13 protein-coding genes are annotated in these 19,559 nt (G+C 54.6%); 4 read left to right on the top strand and 9 right to left on the bottom strand.

Going from position 1 to position 19,559, the window contains the following annotated elements:
* Nucleotides 1–41: 41 nt before the first annotated feature.
* From HFD94_RS03220 to wbaP, 6 genes are all read right to left on the bottom strand, one after another.
* Complete coding sequence (locus HFD94_RS03220) at nucleotides 42–959, bottom strand: glycosyltransferase family 2 protein (protein ID WP_010248134.1); 918 nt, start codon at nucleotides 957–959, stop codon at nucleotides 42–44.
* Nucleotides 960–1,087: 128 nt separating this feature from the next.
* A complete protein-coding gene (locus tag HFD94_RS03215) occupies nucleotides 1,088–2,224 on the bottom strand; it encodes an EpsG family protein (RefSeq protein ID WP_167432753.1) in 1,137 nt (378 codons plus the stop codon).
* 277 nt (nucleotides 2,225–2,501) lie between these two features.
* Complete coding sequence (gene wzc, locus HFD94_RS03210) at nucleotides 2,502–4,679, bottom strand: tyrosine-protein kinase Wzc (protein ID WP_010248139.1); 2,178 nt, start codon at nucleotides 4,677–4,679, stop codon at nucleotides 2,502–2,504.
* A 12-nt stretch (nucleotides 4,680–4,691) separates the two neighbouring features.
* The gene (locus HFD94_RS03205) at nucleotides 4,692–5,126 is read right to left on the bottom strand and encodes a protein-tyrosine-phosphatase (RefSeq protein WP_010248142.1); all 435 of its coding nucleotides are present in this window, start codon (nucleotides 5,124–5,126) and stop codon (nucleotides 4,692–4,694) included.
* 9 nt (nucleotides 5,127–5,135) lie between these two features.
* Nucleotides 5,136–6,275: a polysaccharide export protein gene (locus HFD94_RS03200; RefSeq protein WP_010248145.1), complete on the bottom strand. Its 1,140-nt coding sequence runs from the start codon at nucleotides 6,273–6,275 to the stop codon at nucleotides 5,136–5,138.
* Between the two features lie 287 nt (nucleotides 6,276–6,562).
* On the bottom strand, nucleotides 6,563–7,996 hold the full coding sequence (gene wbaP, locus HFD94_RS03195) for an undecaprenyl-phosphate galactose phosphotransferase WbaP (RefSeq protein WP_010248148.1): 1,434 nt from the start codon (nucleotides 7,994–7,996) through the stop codon (nucleotides 6,563–6,565).
* Nucleotides 7,997–8,791: 795 nt separating this feature from the next.
* On the opposite strand from wbaP, the gene HFD94_RS03190 reads away from it, so the two are divergent.
* The gene (locus HFD94_RS03190) at nucleotides 8,792–10,363 is read left to right on the top strand and encodes a TerC family protein (RefSeq protein ID WP_010248151.1); all 1,572 of its coding nucleotides are present in this window, start codon (nucleotides 8,792–8,794) and stop codon (nucleotides 10,361–10,363) included.
* Nucleotides 10,364–10,393: 30 nt separating this feature from the next.
* Here HFD94_RS03190 and asmA read toward each other — a convergent pair whose 3' ends face one another.
* The 3 genes from asmA to udk form a co-directional block, all read right to left on the bottom strand.
* Complete coding sequence (asmA, locus tag HFD94_RS03185) at nucleotides 10,394–12,217, bottom strand: outer membrane assembly protein AsmA (protein WP_167432752.1); 1,824 nt, start codon at nucleotides 12,215–12,217, stop codon at nucleotides 10,394–10,396.
* Between the two features lie 12 nt (nucleotides 12,218–12,229).
* Nucleotides 12,230–12,811, bottom strand: coding sequence for a dCTP deaminase (dcd, locus tag HFD94_RS03180; RefSeq protein ID WP_167432751.1), 582 nt, complete (start codon nucleotides 12,809–12,811; stop codon nucleotides 12,230–12,232).
* Between the two features lie 81 nt (nucleotides 12,812–12,892).
* Entirely contained in the window at nucleotides 12,893–13,534 is a 642-nt protein-coding gene (gene udk, locus HFD94_RS03175; protein WP_010670982.1) for a uridine kinase, read from the bottom strand.
* A 283-nt stretch (nucleotides 13,535–13,817) separates the two neighbouring features.
* Between udk and HFD94_RS03170 the strand changes: the two genes are divergently transcribed.
* From HFD94_RS03170 to yegD, 3 genes are all read left to right on the top strand, one after another.
* The gene (locus tag HFD94_RS03170; RefSeq protein ID WP_010248160.1) at nucleotides 13,818–14,432 is read left to right on the top strand and encodes a phosphatase PAP2 family protein; all 615 of its coding nucleotides are present in this window, start codon (nucleotides 13,818–13,820) and stop codon (nucleotides 14,430–14,432) included.
* Nucleotides 14,433–14,595: 163 nt separating this feature from the next.
* The gene (locus HFD94_RS03165; RefSeq protein WP_167432750.1) at nucleotides 14,596–17,931 is read left to right on the top strand and encodes a diguanylate cyclase; all 3,336 of its coding nucleotides are present in this window, start codon (nucleotides 14,596–14,598) and stop codon (nucleotides 17,929–17,931) included.
* 75 nt (nucleotides 17,932–18,006) lie between these two features.
* Nucleotides 18,007–19,359 carry a molecular chaperone gene (yegD, locus tag HFD94_RS03160; protein WP_010248167.1) on the top strand — a complete coding sequence of 451 codons (1,353 nt, stop codon included), beginning with the start codon at nucleotides 18,007–18,009 and terminating at the stop codon, nucleotides 19,357–19,359.
* Nucleotides 19,360–19,559 lie beyond the last annotated feature (200 nt).

The raw sequence follows: 19,559 nt of genomic DNA, 5'->3' as shown, positions 1-19,559 counted from the left end.
GTCGCTCCTGGCATCAGGAGCAGAGCGAGGCGCGGCGCGCGTCAGGAGATCGCTTTCTCACCGCCGAAACGTGCTTTGACCTTGTCTTTAACCCGGTTCATAAAGTAAGCACGGTTGTCTTTGTTGGTGAGGAAGAAGTAGCGCGCAAAGCTCAGGCTCGCCATCAGCGACTTACCATCCATCTTGTAGCGCAGCGGCAGCTTAAAAGCTTTGTAGGTGTGGATGTCACGCGGGGTCAGATGCGGCTTCATGCTATCGAGCCAGAACATCGAGTAGTTCACCGATTCGCCTTTGTGTTTCGAGCCAAACTTAGTGACCAGGTGGTAGTTCGCCAGCGGTGCGGCGATCATCACAAAGTCATAGCCCATGCGGTCGGCACGTATGCAGAAATCATAGTCCTGATGACGGATGTAGCGGGTATCGAACTGAATTTTCGCCGCGTCTTCCCGCTTCAGCACAATGGTGCTGGTCTGGATAAAGCCGTAGCAGCCGAACAGATACTCCGCGACCGTTTCATTTTTGCCTGGCGGCTGCATCGGCATCACTTTCAGGAACGTGCCATCCTGATAGATATTCACCTGGCTGAAAATGACGAAATTCTTTTTGCCCTGCGCGTCCAGCTGAGCAATTTTTTCGCTCACCTGCTGCAGTTTGTCCGCCGCCCACTCATCATCGGCGTCAAGGAAGCTGACGTAGTCACCGGTCGCCAGCTCAATGCCTTTGTTACGCGCACCGGCTCCGTTGAGTTTGACCTCAGAGAGCACCAGATTGATATCGAGATCCCGGTAGCGTTCGCTGCGCACCACATCCGCCAGCGCGGCGGCATCCGCAGATTTATCATCAACGATGATGACTTCGAAATTGCGATACGTTTGTGCTTTAACGCAATCCAGCGTCGTGACAATCGATTCTGACGCGTTATAAGCCGGAATTACGATGGAGAAACGAATGTCCTTCATTGCCAGCACCTCATTAAAGTAGTTCAAAAATAAACAGTTCATTCGACAACGGTCGATGAAAAACCTGTGTTCTGACCGACGACCGCCCCTGGGTGAAACTCGTCATCCAGAGGCGGTCGTCAGATTGATTAGTGCATCAGCCAAAACTCCCGCGCCACTTCATAACCGGTAACGGCCTGTTTGGTTGAAATGGTGTTGTAGTAGAGGTAATAGAGCAGGAAGAACACCAGCATGGCATACAGCGCTGGCTTCCAGGATCGCCTTGCCTGATAAATCAGCGAGGTCAGGATGATCGGCTCAACCTGCTGCAGATAGTTGGACAGGCGCGAACCTGACGGGAAGTTGTACAGGAAGATCCTGATCGCCCCGCCGATGGCAAAACTTAAAATCAGCAGATAGTTAAGGCGATACTGGGCGTAATTCTCGCGCTTCAGCTTATCGGTCAGCATGAAATAGAAGAAGACGAACACCAGCATGATGTTTTTCAGGTTCGATACGGCCAGAATGCTGCCACCCATTGCATAGGAGGGGTCATTGTTATAGCCCGATGCCCTCTCTCCCAGCGATCCCAGATGACCGGCAATCAGGGCAATAAAGCCCGAGCCACCCACAACCGATAGCGGCAGACTGGCAACGATGATAATGACCGGCCACCAGCGCCAGTCCCGGATAAACAGGAACGGCACAAGCGTCACCACCATGACACCGGTGTTATGGCTCGTGAACGACAGAATAAAGAAGGCAAATGCCCACCAGTAGCGCTTGAGATAGATCGACCAGAGAACGCCAAGGAACAGCGCAGAACTCAGGCCAAAGCGAATCTGGTTAATGTCTTTGTTGATAAAGATGTGCGCCGAATAGAGCACCAGCGCCAGCACCGGATACGGAGACATCTTCCTGAAAAACCAGGTATTGATGGAAACGGCAATGGCGCAGAAGACAAACAGGAAGATGCTGGCATTGTGCGAAAACAGGCTGGTGAGCCAGGCCATCGCAAAAATCAGCGGTTCGTAACGGAAAAACGCAACGGTATTAAAGAAGCCATTAATCTCAATACGTCTTACAAAGTCTTCGAAGAAGCTCCGGTACTGAAAGTCATCCATGCCGGTACCAAGACCGCGTATTCCCCCGAAAATAATCAAAGTCACGGCGGCAAAACAGAGTAGCCAGGTCAGAATATAATTTGTGCGTTCGTCTTTTTTTAGCGCTATTTCAAACAGCGAAAGCAGCAGTAAAAAGCCTGATACATACCAATATGGAGCCATGGTGTGATTCCTTAATTCCACAAGTTCTCATGCCAGCAATAATCACGCTTCGCCTTACCGACTGGCTTTACAGCGAGTCTGATTGCACGGTCACAAATTGCGTGCGGGCGATGCCGGCTGGTGATGAATTCTGTTGAGTGACGCTCGCCATGCGATTTATAGATGTATCGCTTTTGTGGGTTTGGACAGAATAACCTGTGTAAATTGATGCGTGTCGTCATTCAAAGGGACGATAAAAAGGGGCGGTCAGACCGCCCCCTGTTTTATTGCTCAATGATCAGCTTTTGTTCGTCTTGCCGTAGTCATAGGCGTAGTAGTCATACCCATAGCCATACGCATTAGCGGCTTTACGCACCACGGCGTTGAGGATCACACCTTTAATCTCAATACCGTTCTGGGCAAAGCGTTTGAAGCTGACGTCCACTTCTTTGGTGGTGTTGGCTTCGAAACGCGCCACCATCAGTGAGGTGCCGGCCAGCTTACCGATGATAGAGGCATCGGTGACGGCCAGGATTGGCGGCGTATCGATTAACACCAGGTCGTAGTTCTTGCTCGCCCACTCCAGCAACTCACCCATGCGACGATGCATCAGCAGCTCAGACGGGTTCGGCGGAACCTGACCACGTGGCAGGAAGTCGAAACCGTACACGCCCTGCTGAATCAGCGCCGGGCTGAACTCAGTTTTACCGGACAAGACGTTGGACAGACCTGATTTGTTATCTGCGCCCAGCAGTTCGTGGGTATAACCACGACGCATGTCGCCATCGATAAACAGAACACGCTGACCCGCTTTCGCGACCAGGGTCGCCAGGTTGGCACAGATAAAGGTTTTACCAATACCCGGGCTGGCACCGGTGATCATCAGGATATTGTTTTTCGCTTCCATCATCGCGAAGTGCAGGCTGGTACGCAGGCTACGAATCGCTTCGATGGAGAGGTCAGTCGGATTACCCAGCGCCAGCAGCGTTTCGTGCGGATCGGTTTTCACCTTGCTGCCACGACGCGCCAGGGCTTCGGTATCTTTCTTACGCTGCCAGTCTGACAGTGGAACGCTGGCATAGACATTCATGCCCAGCTCTTCCAGCTGATCCGGGTTCTCGATGCCGTGATGCAGCAGCGCTTTCAGCAGAACCAGACCCACTGACACGAACAGACCGAAAATCAGGCTCGCGGCGATGATCAGCAGCTTCTTCGGTGCAACAGGCGAGTTAGCAGTCTGCGCGCCATCGATGATGCGGACATCACCCACGGTGCTCGCTTTACTGATACCCAGCTCCTGCTGACGGTTCAGCAGCTGCATGTAGATCTCCTGACCAGACTGAACGTCACGGGTCAGACGCAGGATTTCCTGCTGAGTCTGTGGCATGCCAGCAATTTTCTTGTTCAGCTGAGCCTGCTCACCTTCCAGCGTTTTGCGTTTTTCAAGCAGCGCGCGATACGTCGGGTGATCTTTGGTAAACAGCTGAGAGACTTCGGCTTCACGGAAGGTCAGTTCGTTCAGCTGACTCTGCACGCTGACAGAGGAGTCCAGAGCGGATTTCGCTTCCAGTGACAGGTCAACAGATTCGTTCTGACGACGGAAGGTGTTCAGCTTGTCTTCCGCTTCATCCAGCTTGCTGCGCACGGCAGGCAGCTGAGTGCGTAAGAACTCCAGGCTTTTCTCTGCCTGCGCTGACTTGCGCTCAACGTTCTGTAACAGATAGTTATTCACAATCTGGTTCAGCACTTTGCTGATCTGCTCTGGATCTTCACCCAGATACTCCAGACCCAGCACGCCGGTATCTTTACCTTTGTCTGCCACGGTCAGGTTAGAGAGCACTGAACGGATCGCCTGCAGGTTATTCAGCTTGGTCACGGTGAAGCTGGTGCCTTCATCAGCGTGGATCTCGCTGACCAGCATGCTGATGTCGCCGTGCGACTCCAGCTGGCCGACTTTACCTTTGAACAGCTCATCGCCATCTTTTGAGACGGTGTAGCTATCCGGACCGGTCACTTCCAGTTCAACGTTACGTTTGTCGATAGTGCGTGGGATTTCCAGGCGCGAAATCGCGATACTGGCGGGTTTGTTGCCCATCAGGCGCGACAGACCTTTACCGATAACCGGGAAATAGTTCTGCTCAACGACGGTATCCAGACCCAGATCGTCAACGGTTTTGCCGATGACCATACGGGATTCCAGAATCTCGATTTCCGTATCAGAGGCTGGTGTCGGTGGCAGAATGCTGTCAATTTCGTTCAGAACGGTGCTGGCATTCTTCTGCTCAACCTGAACTAACGCATCTGCGCTATAAATGGGTGTTGCAAACAGTGTGTAGAGTGTTCCCGCCAGCATGAAAAAAGCGGTAACGGCAACAATGATCCAGCGATGATCAATTAGCTGTCCCACAAGATGCGCCAGATCCCATCCATTCGAATCCTCTCCCGGCGCGGTTCTGACCTTATTTTTTATATTCATGGATAATCCCAACTATCGGCTTAATACGTTCACCCACTTCTGGGTAGCGTTTTCCAGTAATCCGTAAATCTCTTCAAAGGCCTCACGGCTTTTTCTGTACGGATCCGCAATTTCTTTCTGATTGAGCCAGTGCCCAAGCAGCATGGTTTTGCCACGCGCGGCCGGGTCGATGCGATTCACCTGTTCAATATGTCGCTTTTCCATCACCAGAATCAGGTCAACGTTGCGGCACATCTCTGCCGTCAACTGTTGCGCCTCATGTCCTTCCAGCGACAGACCCTGCGCAGCAGCGACTTCAGACGCCGTCTTGTCGGCCGGGTGGCCGACCAGCGCCCCCAGGCCGGCAGAGCGAACGTCTAAATCAGGCAGCGCACGTTTAAACAGGCGCTCTCCGGTAGGAGAGCGGCAGATGTTGCCGACGCAAACGACTAACACGGACTTAATCATGATGGGACCTTAATTACCCCAGGTACGGATACGCGATGCGGCCTGTGTTGCATCGTTGATACCTGCGATGGTCGGTATCAACTGTCCAATCACACGGTTCCAGCGCGTCAGCGGCGTAGAGGTGACATAAACGATGTCGTAAGGCTGGAGCTGGAAATCGGTTCCCATCACCATGGATGCCGCATCTTTGGTGTTCAACTGATAGATGTTGGCAATCTTGTTGCGATCGGTGCCGTGCAGTGGACGGATAACGAATACACCGGTGGCGTCAGAGGTGGTTTGATCCATCCCGGCCGCATTGCCCAGTGCTTCCGCCAGCGTCATGCCGCTACGGTCCATTTTCAGGGTAGTCTGCTGCTTCACTTCACCCATCACGAAGATTTTCAGATCATCGTTACGCGGAACGTAAAGAATATCGCCTGGATAGAGGAGGTGGTTCTGGCTCAGGTCACCATTCTGCATCAGTGCCTGCAGAGAGATGCGCTGTTCACGACCGTTGTGCGTCAGCACCACGTTGCGCCAGTCAGCATCAGCAGCCAGGCCGCCAGCGGCGTTGATCGCATCCAGCACCGTCAACGGAACGTTGGTGATGGGCTGCTGACCAGAAGTGGTCACTGAACCCGTCACATAGGTTTTCTGTGATTTGAACGAGGCGATGCTGACATCAACCTGTGGGCTTTCAATGTACTGAGCCAGACGACGTGACACTTCGTCACGTACTTCGCCGACGGTACGGCCCGCTACACGCACACGACCAATGTAGGGATAGAAAATGGTGCCGTCAGAATGCACCCAGTTACCGGTGTCGCTGGCGCTACGGTACTGACCCGCTGGGGTGGTCAGTTCCGGGTGATCCCAGACCGTTACGGTCAGGACATCGCCCACACCGATACGGTATTCGTAGTTCTGAATTTCGTTCTGCAGGGCAGGATTCGTCTGAGCCACCAGTGGCTTCGGACGCATCCTTTCAACCAGTGAAGGCGTTAACGGGAAGACGTTGACATATTTATCGATGTCAAAGTTGCTATCCTGCTGTTCAACAACATCTTTTCCTGATGTAGAAAGGTGAGAACCTGGTTCGATCGTACACCCGCTAAGGAATGTGGCGGATACCAGCAAGGGTATCAATTTCATTTTGATTGTAATCATTTAGATCTTCGCTATCAGTTATTTATTGATAGAGGCGAAACCGCCGCTGTGTAAGCGTCCAACAAAAAGTAAATCCTACCTGACTTAAGCACTGAACCTGTCGTTCATTATCCTTGCTCCACTTGTTATAAGTAGCGGCCATCTACCAGGGTGTACCCTGAACGCCACGCATCATAGCGGACTATGGATGCACAGCGATATCCCTGATGATGGCCACTATCAACGACACGCCTGACAACGGCAAAACACCTCTGAGCGCGCATTAACGCGCTCATTCCGACTCACGATTAATAGGCACCATCGCGTTTCAACACCACGCCCACTGTTTTAAACAGAATCGCGATGTCGTTCCACAGTGACCAGTTTTTCACGTACCACGAGTCGAAATAGACGCGGGTTTCATAGTCAACATCATTACGACCGCTGACCTGCCACAATCCCGTCATGCCTGGCTTTGCCATCAGGTAATAATCAACATCACCGGCATAACGACAGAGTTCATCTTCAATGACCGGACGCGGTCCGACCAGACTCATATCACCGCGCACCACGTTCCAGAGCTGAGGGAGCTCATCGAGGCTTGTTTTACGGATGAAGTGGCCCACTTTAGTAATACGTGGATCATTTTTGAGTTTGAAATCTTTATCCCATTCAGCACGGGCAATCGGATCAGTGCGCAGCACCTCTTCCAGCACTTCTTTTGAATTAATGACCATCGAGCGGAATTTCAGGCATTTGAATTTACGGCCATTCATTCCCACACGCTCGTGACCATAAATCGGTGGTCCACCGTCACGACCCACCAGGAAGCCCAGTACCAGCAGCGCTGGCATCAGCATCAGGATAATCGAGAGCGCACCCACGATATCGAATGCCCGCTTCAGGAAGCGCGACGTGCGTTTAGCCAGGTTGTTCTGAACCCGCAGGATCATCACTTCATGGCTGAAGATATAGGCCATGTCGGTACCGTAGAGCGGTACACCACGCAGGGTTGGGATCACTGACACTGAACGGCAGTTGTGCATCGCCAGCGATTTAAGCCAGACATCACGGTACTGACTCTGCTCATACTCAACCGCAACGATAAACTGCGTTTCGCTGTTGGTGAGGCTCCAGAGCTCCTGCTCGTCGCGCAGCACCGGCACGCCGTTCATGATCTCCTGCGGACAGGTTCCATCAACGTCATAGAAGGCGATAACGTCAAAACCCATGACCTCTTCGCTTTGCAGTGCCTGCCAGGCTTCATGCGCATTTTTGCTGCTGCCGATAATAATGGTCTGTTTTTTCCACAAGCCATTTTTATTCAGCAGACGTTTAGAAAGCGCGCGGCAGGTCGGAATTAAAATCAGCGCCAGGATCCAGGTCAGTAACCAGACGAAACGCGACATCTGCCACTGCGACAGGGCGGTAATCGACAGGTCGATAACAGAAAATATAAGAATGGTACGAAAAACTTCTTTTAATTCGAACCAGAAAGGTTTGCGGTAAGTGTAGTGACGCAGCCTTACCCAGAACCAGCCAATACAAATTACCGACAGACAAATGTGTGTGGCAATTTTTAAATTCATTTCTTTTTCAGAAATATCTGCCAGCGGCGAATCTGACTGCAAATTAATTAGCATCATCGCCAAAAAGAACGCTGCGTTGAAACAAATTAAGTCTGAACATGCCAGCATTAATTTGGTAATAAGACTTTTAAACGTAAATTCTGTATCGCGCATATTTAACTCTTTATTTTATTTCCTTAAACCCGCAACGGCTATCGCCTGTTTAATCATTAAGCGACGAAACCTCTCCAGAGTGAGCCGTTTCTAAGGGGAGCTCCTGCGGCGTTTAGGCCAATGATCTTAACCATGAAACCAATAATATCGTGATGAATACCAACAGATTACTCTGACTTAACCACCGCCAGCGCTGCTCACTTTATCAACAAAAACGCGATTCGGGCACGCTACCGCCCTTGGCTGTCGCTGCCAATATCGCTGTCATCATTCATAATGCTCCCCGTAATGTGTTAGCGTTACCGTAACGCATCATACAGACGTTCACAGGCGAATTACTCATTCGTAACATTGCGATTAATGTCGAATAGGTACGCAGATTACGACTCTGGGGCAGAGTTTGCTAACTTGTTGCTATACTAGTTATTACTGGCTTGTTTACAAGCAGGTCCCGCCATCCCTGGACTATTTTAGGAAAAAGACTACCAGCAATTAGTATTGAGGCCTGACGGGCAGTGCAATCCTTTCTTCACAATTCGGATTAATGCCATACTCACGATGAGATAAATCGCATAAGCCCGACAGGTGAATATCTCTTTCCTGTCAGCCAATGACTAAGAATTATCTCTACTGCGCCCTGTGAAGTTAATCAAAGCGTCACACTATTATGTTCATATTTTGCACGATATAGCGCGGTTATCTGAGAACATGCCCCCTGCCCTGCCATTTGTACGTGGCTTCGCACTCCACTATCATCAGAGAAAACTCAATTTAAGACATTCAGGTGAACAACGCATGCTGGAGGTAATTGCAGATCCCTCGCTATGGGCGGGATTAGTAACGCTAATCGTTCTGGAACTGGTTTTAGGCATCGACAATCTGATTTTCATCGCCATCCTGGTGGAGAAGCTTCCAGGGCCGCTTCGCGACCGCGCGCGCGTGATTGGACTGCTGCTGGCGTTATTGTGCCGATTATTGCTGCTGGCATCGCTTTCGTGGCTGGTTACGCTGAAAGAACCCTGGATTACGCTTATGGGCCACCCCTTCAGTGCGCGCGATTTACTGTTGCTGACAGGCGGGATTTTCCTGCTATTTAAAGCCACCACAGAGTTGAATGAGCGTCTTGAAGGGGATGATGAGGCGTCCGGTCAACAAAAAGGCGGCGCTAAATTCTGGCCGGTGGTGGCGCAAATCGTGGTGCTGGATGCCATCTTCTCGCTGGATGCGGTGATTACTGCCGTCGGCATGGTTAATGACTTACCGGTCATGATGATTGCGGTCACCATCGCCATTCTGCTGATGCTGCTCGCCAGCAAGCCGTTAACCCGCTTCGTGAACAACCATCCTACGATTGTGATCCTCTGCTTAAGCTTTCTGCTGATGATCGGCTTCAGCCTGGTGGCGGAAGGCTTTGGCTTTGTGATTCCCAAAGGCTACCTCTATGCGGCAATCGGCTTCTCGGTGGTCATTGAGGCACTGAACCAGCTGGCGCACTTTAATCGTCGTCGGGTGCTGTCGGCCGGTCGTCCGCTACGCCAGCGCACGGCGGAAGCGGTGTTACGCCTGCTGCGCGGCGCGGCAGAACCGGCGGAATTGGATGCGAAAACTTCGTCACTGATTGCTGACAGCGATGACAGCATGCTGTTTAACCGGCAGGAACGGGTGATGATTGCCCGCGTACTGGGCATGGGTCAGCGCCACATTAACAGCATCATGACCTCGCGCCACGACGTCGAACATATCGATCTCAGTGATGATCCGGCAGAGATTATGTCGCGCCTCGACCGCAATCAGCACACGCGAATACTGATCACAGATCACTCCAGCGAACCGCTGGGCGTGGTTCATGTTATCGATCTGCTGCACCAGTCACTGCACCACAATTCCCTCGATTTACGCGCCCTGATTCGACAGCCGCTGGTCTTTCCTGAACGGCTGACGGTGCTGCAGGCGCTTGAACAGTTTCGTCAGGCCCATACTCACTTCGCCTTTGTGGTTGATGAGTTTGGTTCGGTGGAAGGCGTGGTGACGCTGAGCGATGTAATGGAGACCATCGCCGGCAATCTGCCGAATGAGGCGGGTGAAATCGATGCTCGCTACGATATTCAGATTCAGGATGAAGGTCACTGGATTGCTAACGGTCATATGCCGCTGGAAGATCTGGCGCTCTATGTGAAATTGCCGCTCGATGAGCAGGGTGACTATCATACGCTGGCGGGATTACTGATGGATAAGCTGCAACACATCCCTCAGGAAGGCGAAGTGTTGCAACTGGGTGACTATCTGCTGCGAACGCTGCAGGTCGAAAATCATCGGGTGCAGAAAGTCGAGATCCTGTTGCAGCCCGATATCAGTTACGAGGTCTGAGCGATTAGCAGGCAGAAGGAAATGCGCCCGCTATGGGCGCATGATTTTCTTCAGGTTCTCTTTGTTCTCGCCCTCTTTCTGGCGATCGATCCACTGATTCAGCCGTGATTTCGCCTCACTCTGCAGCCGGTTACGCAGAACGTCATCCACCGGCAGAGAGTATTGCAGGCTGTCCCAGCGACCATACATGCGCAGCGGAACCGGCTGACTGGAGAGCGCCTTCACCAGCGCATCATCGCCACGCCAGCCGCTGATTTTCAGCCCCAGGGTCATATCCAGCTGTTGCTGCACCATGTCAACTTTGCCCGCACCCTGCAGGCCCAGATTCTGTCCGTTGCCATTGATATCGCTGAAGCTGAGTACGCCCTTATTCAGCGCCACCTGTGCGCTAATCGACTCAATCCCCTCATCCACCGCCTGATCGCTGCTGACCTTATCGCTGACCCGCGCCACGGCACGCTGCACCATCTGCTGCAGATTCAGCTGTGCCAGCTTCAGGTTGCTGGCGCTGATGGTCGCCCTGCCCTGCCAGCGACGTTTGGCTGCTTCGACCGTCAGCGTATCACCCGACAGGTCGCCATCCAGACTCAGGTTCCCCTGCACACTTTCCGGCAGTTCAAACGCTTTAAGCAGCGGCTGAATCGCAATTAAACGGAGTTGGGGTTTAAGGCTGACCCGCGTCTCTGGCTGACGGATATCGATACTGCCGGGAATGGAGAAGCTGCCATTGCCCAGCTTGCCGCTGAGCGTCTTCAGCGTCATCACTCCCTGCTGATTGCTGGCGTTCACCGAAAGACTGGTCAGAGAGAGTCCGCGCCATACCGCATTGTCAGCCTGTAACATCAGCGCCAGATCCAGGTCATTCAGCGGAGAGTCGGCGTTGCTGCGTTCCCGCGGCGCAGCAATCACCGGCGAACGAGCTACGGTGGCGTGCTGCACGCCAGGTGCGTCAGAGACGGGCGCACTGGTGAGTAAATTATCGACGTTAAGGTTGCTGGCTTTCAGATCCAGCGCCAGCTGCTGCGGTGGCGCAATATGGCCACTGCCCTGCCCGGTCAGGGTGCTGTCATTGGCGGTGAGCTGCAGATTACTGAAGGAGAGCTGCTGGCGGTCGCCATCCCACTCGCCCTGCAGGCTCAGCGAGCCTTTGATCCCCTGTGCCGGAATATCAGCGCCGGACAAGGTGTAATCAAGCTGCTGCAACTGGCCGCTGAGGCGATGGGGATATTGCGCGGCATCCAGCTGGCCTTTGAGATTCAGTGTGGCGTTGCGCTGGTTGCGCATCAGCGTAGTGCTCAGCGACAGGGTCGCCAGCTTGTTCGCGTCCTGTTCCATATTAATGTTGAGGTCGCGGAAATTATATTCGTCGCCGCCTGGCTGCTGCCAGATCAACAGACTGTCTGCTACCCGCAGTTTAGCGATATCAAATGACCAGCCGCTGGAAGGCGAAGCCGGCTCCGCATCACGCGGACCCTGAGGCGCATTTCTGGCACGCTGCGCGCGGCTATCTGGCGTCACCCGCACTATCGCATTTTTCAGCATCACCTGGCTGACGCTGAGCTGATGGGATAACAGTGGCCAGAGATCAACATCCAGCCGCATGTTTTCCGCCGAGACCATCGGCTGGCTGGCACCCGGCGCGGTAAGACTCATCCGGCCGGCCAGAATGCTGAGCTGAGGCCAGACGTGCCAGCGCAGATCGCTGCTGACCTCAAGGCGATAACCACTGCGTTGTTCGACCTGCTGCACCATATAGGCACGAAAGTCGTTGGGATTGACCAGCAGCACCAGTGCGCTCATTCCCGTTACGACCACCACTAACAGGATGGCCAGCGTGGTTATCACTCTTTTCATTACATCCTCAGATCAGTCTTTGTCGATACGGCTGGCATCAGCGCCCTGCTGACCGCGATATTTCGCATCTTCACGTCGGTTATAGGGACGCGCAGCCGGGCCTGAAAGCGGTTCAAAACTCAGCGCGCCGATCAACATACCGGGACGCAGAGCCAGCGGCAGTTTACCTGAATTGTAGAACTCCAACACGATACGGCCCTGCCAGCCAGGATCGATGCGGTGAGCCGTAACGTGTACCATCAACCCAAGTCGCGCCAGCGATGAACGGCCATCCAGCCAGCCGACCAGATCGTCAGGCAGCGTCACGGACTCCAGCGTCACCGCCAGCGCCAGCTCTCCCGGATGGAGGAAAAAGGCTTCGCCATCAGGCAACACGATCTCATCGCTCATGACCCGATCCAGTGCCGCGCTCACTTCCTGTTTCGGGCCGCTCAGATCGATAAAGGCCGCGGTATGACCGCTGAAGGTGCGGAACTGATTACCCAGACGCACATCGACGGTTGCTCCGTTAATGCGCTCGACCGGCGGGCGTGGCTCAATGGCCAGTTTGCCATAGTCCAGCCAGGCTTCAATATCGCGATCGCATAATCTCATTGCGGTAACTCCATGGCATAAGTGTAGCAAACCGGCATGCGTGCCTGCCGCCGGTCTGCACCACGTCCGGACGGACGTGCGTTATTCAAAAAACTGGTTGATTTTCGCCTTGAGAATATCGATGGCAATACGGTTTTTTCCGCCGCGCGGCACAATGATATCGGCGTACTGTTTTGATGGCTCGATAAACTGCAGGAACATCGGACGCACGGTCTTCTGATACTGACTCATTACTGAATCCATTGAGCGGCCACGCTCATTGACGTCACGCTTCATACGACGCATCAGACAGATGTCGAGCGGCGTGTCCACGAAGATAGAGAAGTTGAGTTCCTGGCGCAGACGGGCATCGGTTAACAGCAGAATGCCTTCAAGGATGATGACCTTTTTTGCGCTCAGATGATGCGTTTGCTGGGTGCGGGTGTGCTCAACGTAGCTGTAGACCGGCAGCTCAATATCCTGACCGGCTTTGACCGCCTGCAGATGCTGCAACAGCAAATCATGATCCATCGCACTCGGATGGTCATAATTGGTTTTAACCCTCTCTTCCATGGTGAGGTGACTTTGATCTTTGTAATAAGCATCTTCCGGGATGACCCCGATGTGCTCGCCACCTACCTGATCACGGATTTCACGATAGAGCGTGCTGGCAATTAAACTTTTACCGGATGCGGAAGCGCCGGCAATGCCTACAATCACGCACTGATGAGACTTGTCAGTCATACTTTTTTAAGACCTGATAACTGGAGCCTGCCACTGGTCACACATTACGCGGGCAGCGGACGGGCCGAAATGGAGAGGGTGTGTTCGCGCTAAGTATAGGGATTTCGGCCTTTTGATGCCAGAGAAATGGCGTCGGCGACTTTTCAGACTTTCTCCTTTGGACGCCACTCATTTCACCGATAAACTAGCGGCACACCATACTATAAAAAAAATGGCCTGCGCGGCGCGCTGTTCAGACAACGCGTGTCGCTAACGTGACGACCGAAGATGCATCAGGAGTGGTATGCACTGGAAGACTTTGACCTATTTTGGCGACAGCATGCTGTTGATTCCAACAGCCGTGATTATTGCGCTGATTTTGCCGTGGAAGAGTGATAATCGTCATACGGTCTTTTACTGGATTGTGGCATTCGGCCTGGCTGGCCTGACCGTCAGCATCTCTAAAATTCTGTTTCTGGGGTTTGGCATCGGCAGCGCCCGCTTTAATTTTACCGGTTTCAGCGGCCACAGCGCCATGTCCGCCACGCTGTGGCCGGTCATGCTATGGCTGATTTCCGGGCGCTGGTCCGCGATGTGGCGCATTGCGGCGATTGGGGTTGGCTATCTGATTCCCCTGATGGTCGGTTTCTCCCGCCTGGTCATCCACGCACACTCAAAAAGTGAGGTGGTCACCGGGCTGCTGCTGGGCTTCACGCTGAGCACGGCGTTTCTGATATCCCAGCGTCGCACCTCGCTCAAAGGCTTCAGCTGGCCGCAGGTCGGTGCTGCGCTGTTAGTGCCGTTTGTATTGATGAGTCACGGTCGTGTCGCCACCACGCAGCAGTTCCTGGAGCGTTTCGCCGCCAGCCTTGCGGGCATGGAGAAACCCTATACCCGCGCCGATCTTTTCCGCCAGTAATCAACGTGCTGGCAATCAATCTTAGCGTGCCCGTCAATTCGCCGAATAACGGGCAATATTGATTTCACCCCTTTTTTCTTTGCCGGATGTGCTAGCATGCAGTGAGAGAATGACTGGTGCCTGATACGCCATTGTGGAGCGCTGCACCCTGCCGGAAGTCCGCATGACGATAGAGATCCTGTCCCCGCAAAATAGCACGCCAAACCGCTGGCTCTCGGCGCTGCTCCTTGGCTGCGTGGTGTTTGTCCTGACACTCTTCTGTCTGGAACTGATCGTCGTCAGCGGCAAAATCTCCCCGCTCTGGTTTCCGACTACGTTAATGACCGTCGTGGTTTTCCGCTGCCCGTCACGCCAGCTCCCGCTGCTGCTGACAGCCTGCGTGCTTGGCACCGCCGGGGCTAACGCCATCATCATCGGGCCTGCCCTCTCGAACATTAAATTCGCCCTGCTCAATCTTATCCAGGCCGGTGTGGGTGGCATGCTGCTGCGCGCCCTGCTGGATCGGCGCGCGCCGCTGGATTCACTGCATGACTGGGCACGGATGGTACTGTCGGTGGGCATCGTGACGCCGGTGCTCGGCGGCCTGCTGGCACTCTGGACGCTACAGGTCAGCGGCCACGCCTCTTTTCCCTTCTTTTATACCTGGGTGATCTCCGAAATCATCGGCATGCTGGTGTTAGGCCCGATGCTGTTACTTCTGCCGTGGCCGCTGCGTCGCACGGGGTTCAGCAATCTGCGCCTGGCCGAAGCTCTGCTGACGCTTCTTCTCACCCTCGGGGCCAGTTATCTGGCGCTGCGCTTTTTGCCGTGGCCCTTTACCTTTATCGTGGTGATCCTCTTCTGGTGCGCGGTCCGCCTGCCCAAGCTGCAGGCGTTCGTGCTGTTCTTCCTGAACGCCAGTTTTATCTCGATACTGCTCGCCTTTGATCTGGTCACCGTGGTGAACAACAACAGCGCGCTGGGCCCGGTCTCCAGCTGGCTGCCGTTCCTGCTGGTGCTAATCCCCAGTCACATTATGTCGCTGGTGATGGATGCGTTCCGGCGCGAAAAGCTCCATATCACTGACAGTGAAACCCGCTTCCGTCACGCCATGGAGTATTCCGCCATTGGGATGGCGCTGGTGGCGCCCCACGGCATCTGGTTGCAGGTCAACCGCTCGCTGTGCCAGATCCTGGGCTACCCGGCTGAGGAGCTGAAGCGGCTGACTTTTCAGCAGATCACCCATCCCGACGATCTCAGCCTCGATTTGCAACATGCGAACCGACTGCTGGCGGGTGAGATTGATACCTACACCTTTGAGAAGCGCTATTTCCGCAAAGATGGCGAGATTGTCTGGGCGCGGCTGACGGTATCGCTGGTGCGCGATGGTAACCAGGAACCGCTCTACTTTATTGCGCAGATTATCGATATCTCTGAGCTGAAGCAGAGCGAGCAGGTGAATCGCCGGCTGATGGAGCGTATTACGCTGGCCAACGAAGCGGGTGGCATTGGCGTATGGGAGTGGAACCTGCTGACCGGCGAGATGTTATGGGACAAGCGCATGTACGCGCTGTTTGGTCTTGCCCCGCATGAGTCACCCAGCTACGACCTCTGGATCCATCTGCTGCATCCCGCCGATCGCGAGTATGCCGCACTGACGGTGCAACAGGCGATTGAGCTTCGCAGCGCGTTTCACATGGAGTACCGCGTGGTCGATGACCAGGGACATCGCTGGGTGCGCACTCAGGCCAACCGGCTGCTAAGCAAAGAGGGGCGCATTGAGCGCATGCTGGGCATCTGTCAGGACATCACGCCGCTACGCAATCTTAACGAGGCGCTGTTTCAGGAGAAAGAGCGCATGGCGATCACCCTGGATTCGATCGGCGAAGCGGTCATCAGCACCGATAAAGAGATGCGCGTTGCCTTTATGAACCCGGTGGCGGAGAAAATGAGTGGCTGGTCGCAGGAGCAGGCCGCCGGTCAGCCGCTGAGTGAACTGCTGCATATCACGCAGGGACTTAACGGCCCTGAGGTAGAGAGTTTGCTGTTATGCCAGCTGCCGCCGGAAAAAGTCACCCCCGGTCTCGCTGAAGATCTGGTGCTGCATACCCCGGACGGCGGTCATATCGATATTCACTACAGCATCACGCCGCTGCGTTCGGAAGCGGGTCTGGAACAGGGGGCGGTGATGGTCATTCAGGATGTGAGTGAGTCACGCAAACTGATGAAGCGCCTGAGCTACAGCGCGCTGCATGACACCCTGACCCGTCTGCCTAACCGCGCCAGCTTCGAACTTCAGCTTAAGCGTCTGCTGTTTGATGCCGCTGAACATCAGCATCAGCATGTGCTGGTGTTTATCGACCTTGATAAGTTTAAAGCGGTCAATGACAGCGCCGGGCATGCTGCAGGCGATGCGTTACTGCGCGAACTCTCCGATCTGATGCAGCACCCTCTGCGCAGCAGCGATTTCCTTGCGCGACTGGGCGGTGATGAGTTTGCACTACTGATGCCCGATTGCGATATCGGACAGGCTCATGATGTGGTGCAGCGCATTGTCGCCGCGGTAAATGATTACCGGTTCCAGTGGCTGGGACGACTCTATCAGGTCGGCGCCAGCGCGGGCGTGACGCAGATTTCAGCAGAAAACTGTCAGAGCAGCGACGTGCTTTCGCAGGCGGACATCGCCTGTTACAACGCCAAACGCAGCGGGCGCGGACGGCTGGTGGTCTACGAACAGCATCGCTTACCGCTGTCGGGCAACCATCAGGGCATGGATGCGGCGATGATTGATGCGCTGCAGATCGAACTGCCCGCCTGGGCCGTTGCGCCGCCAAAAACGCCGCAGGCCGCCTTTATCTGGCTGCTTGAGGTGCAGCTGTTAACCGCTGACGGATTGCTGCTGGATGAGACACTGTTACGCAATAACCTGCCTGATGAAACGCTGCGTCGCCGGCTGGATAACAATATTGTTGAGGCTTTTTTCCGCCACGACGTGCAGCGGCTCAATAACAAAGGCATTCCGGTGATTCTGCCGCTTAATGCCCAGGTGCTGAGTGATGCCGCCTTTGTGCAGCAACTCTGTCAGCGCTTTGTCGCCGCCGGACTCTCCAGCAGCGGCTGTGGTTTTGCTTTCCCTGCCGCCAGCGTGCTGAGCCAGGGCGATCAGCTCTATGCCGCGCTGCTGCAACTGCGGCAGTGCGGCTGCCGCATCGTATTGCAACATTTTGGCCGTAATCTGGATGCTTTCAATCTGCTGAGTGACGAGGTGGTCGATTATCTGGTGCTGGCGCCTGAACTGGTTGCCAACGTTCACAATAATCTGATGGATGAGATGCTGCTGACCATCATTCAGGGCCAGGCCACACAGCGCAATATCTCGGTGCTGGCCGGTCCGGTTTCGGTACCGGCCCTGCTCAGCACCCTGGCTAACCTTGATGTTAATGGCGTCTGGGGCAGTGCCGTGGCGGAGCGCCAGCCGTTGCGTTCACTGGCTGAAGATCACATCTTCGCTATTCGTTAATTCCGGCGCTGCCCGCTTGCCACCCTGCTGAAGCTGCGCTAAAGTCGCCCCCTTTTTTCCGGCATGGGGGCGAAAATGTTCATAGGATTCGATTACGGCACGGCTAACTGCTCTATTGCAGTCAGCGAAAATGGCACGCCACGTCTGTTAACGCTGGAAAATGATCAGCGCCTGCTGCCGTCGATGATCTGTGCGCCCACCCGCGAGTCGATCAGCGAATGGCTCTATCGTCATCATCAGGTCGCGACACCTGACAGCGAAACCACGGCGCTGCTGCAGCGCGCGCTGCGATATAACCGCGAAGAAGATATCGACGTCCAGCCCAATAGCGTGCAGTTTGGCCTCACCGCGCTGCAACACTATATGGTCGATCCCGAAGATGTCTGGTTCGTTAAATCCCCCAAATCGTTCCTCGGTGCTACTGGCCTGAAGCCACAGCAGATTGCCCTGTTTGAAGATCTGGTCTGCGCAATGATGCTGCACATCCGCAAGCAGGGTGAAAGCCAGCTTGATCAGGCTATCGATCAGGCGGTAATCGGCCGACCGGTCAACTTCCAGGGTTTAGGCAGTGAAGAGTCTAACCAGCAGGCTGAAGGTATTCTGCTGCGCGCCGCTCACCGCGCCGGTTTCCGCGACGTAGAGTTTCAGTTCGAACCGGTGGCGGCCGGACTCGATTTCGAAGCCACGCTGCAGCAGGAGACGCGGGTACTGGTGGTGGATATTGGCGGTGGTACTACCGACTGCTCAATGTTGCTGATGGGGCCGAAGTGGCGTGATAAAGCTGACCGCCGTGAAAGCCTGCTGGGCCACAGCGGTTGCCGTGTCGGCGGTAACGACCTGGACATCATGCTGACGTTTAAGACCCTGATGCCGCTACTCGGTCTGGGCGGTAACACCCAGAAAGGCACCGCCCTGCCTGCGCTGCCGTGGTGGAATGCGATCGCCATCAATGATGTGCCGGCACAAAGTGACTTTTACAGTCCCGCCTGCGGAAAGTGGCTGCGGGATTTAGTGCGTGATGCGGAACAGGGTGACGTAGTGGCTCGCCTGCTGAAAGTGTGGCAGCAGAAGCTCAGTTATCGCCTGGTACGCGCAGCGGAAGAGAGCAAGATTGCGCTGTCAGCCAGCCCGGCGCATACCGCTTCCCTGGACTTTATTGCCGCCGCATTAGAGACAGAGATTGGCGTGGATCAGCTGCAGGACGCCATCAGTCAGCCGCTGGAGAAAATTCTGGAACAGGTGCAGCTGGCATTGGCCACCAGCCAGATTAAGCCTGATGTGATTTACCTGACCGGCGGCAGTGCGCGTTCGCCGTTGCTGCGCGCGGCGCTGCAGCAGACGCTGCCGGATACACCGATTGCGGGCGGCGATGATTTCGCCTCCGTCACCGCAGGGCTGGCCCGCTGGGCGGAAGTGATGTTCCGTTAATTCTGCTTTACGCTGCGCTGCAATGAAAAAACGGCACCTGAGGGTGTAATGCTGATCGGTTAAGATTAGTTTTATAAAGGCTGTCACGGTCAGACGTGGCAGCCTTTTTTTCCGGGCGAGCGCGCCGCAGTGCGGGCCAGCGCACCTCTGCTGCTGCCGGGCCGTCCTCGCGCCGCTCACGCGGTACCTTCGGCTTTGAC

It is taken from the genome of Pantoea sp. EKM20T (genome assembly GCF_011800485.1).
In the GTDB taxonomy this organism is placed as follows: Bacteria; Pseudomonadota; Gammaproteobacteria; order Enterobacterales; family Enterobacteriaceae; genus Pantoea; species Pantoea agglomerans.
The sequence above is the reverse complement of the archived record's forward strand: the minus strand, read 5'-3'. Positions and strand labels throughout refer to the sequence as shown.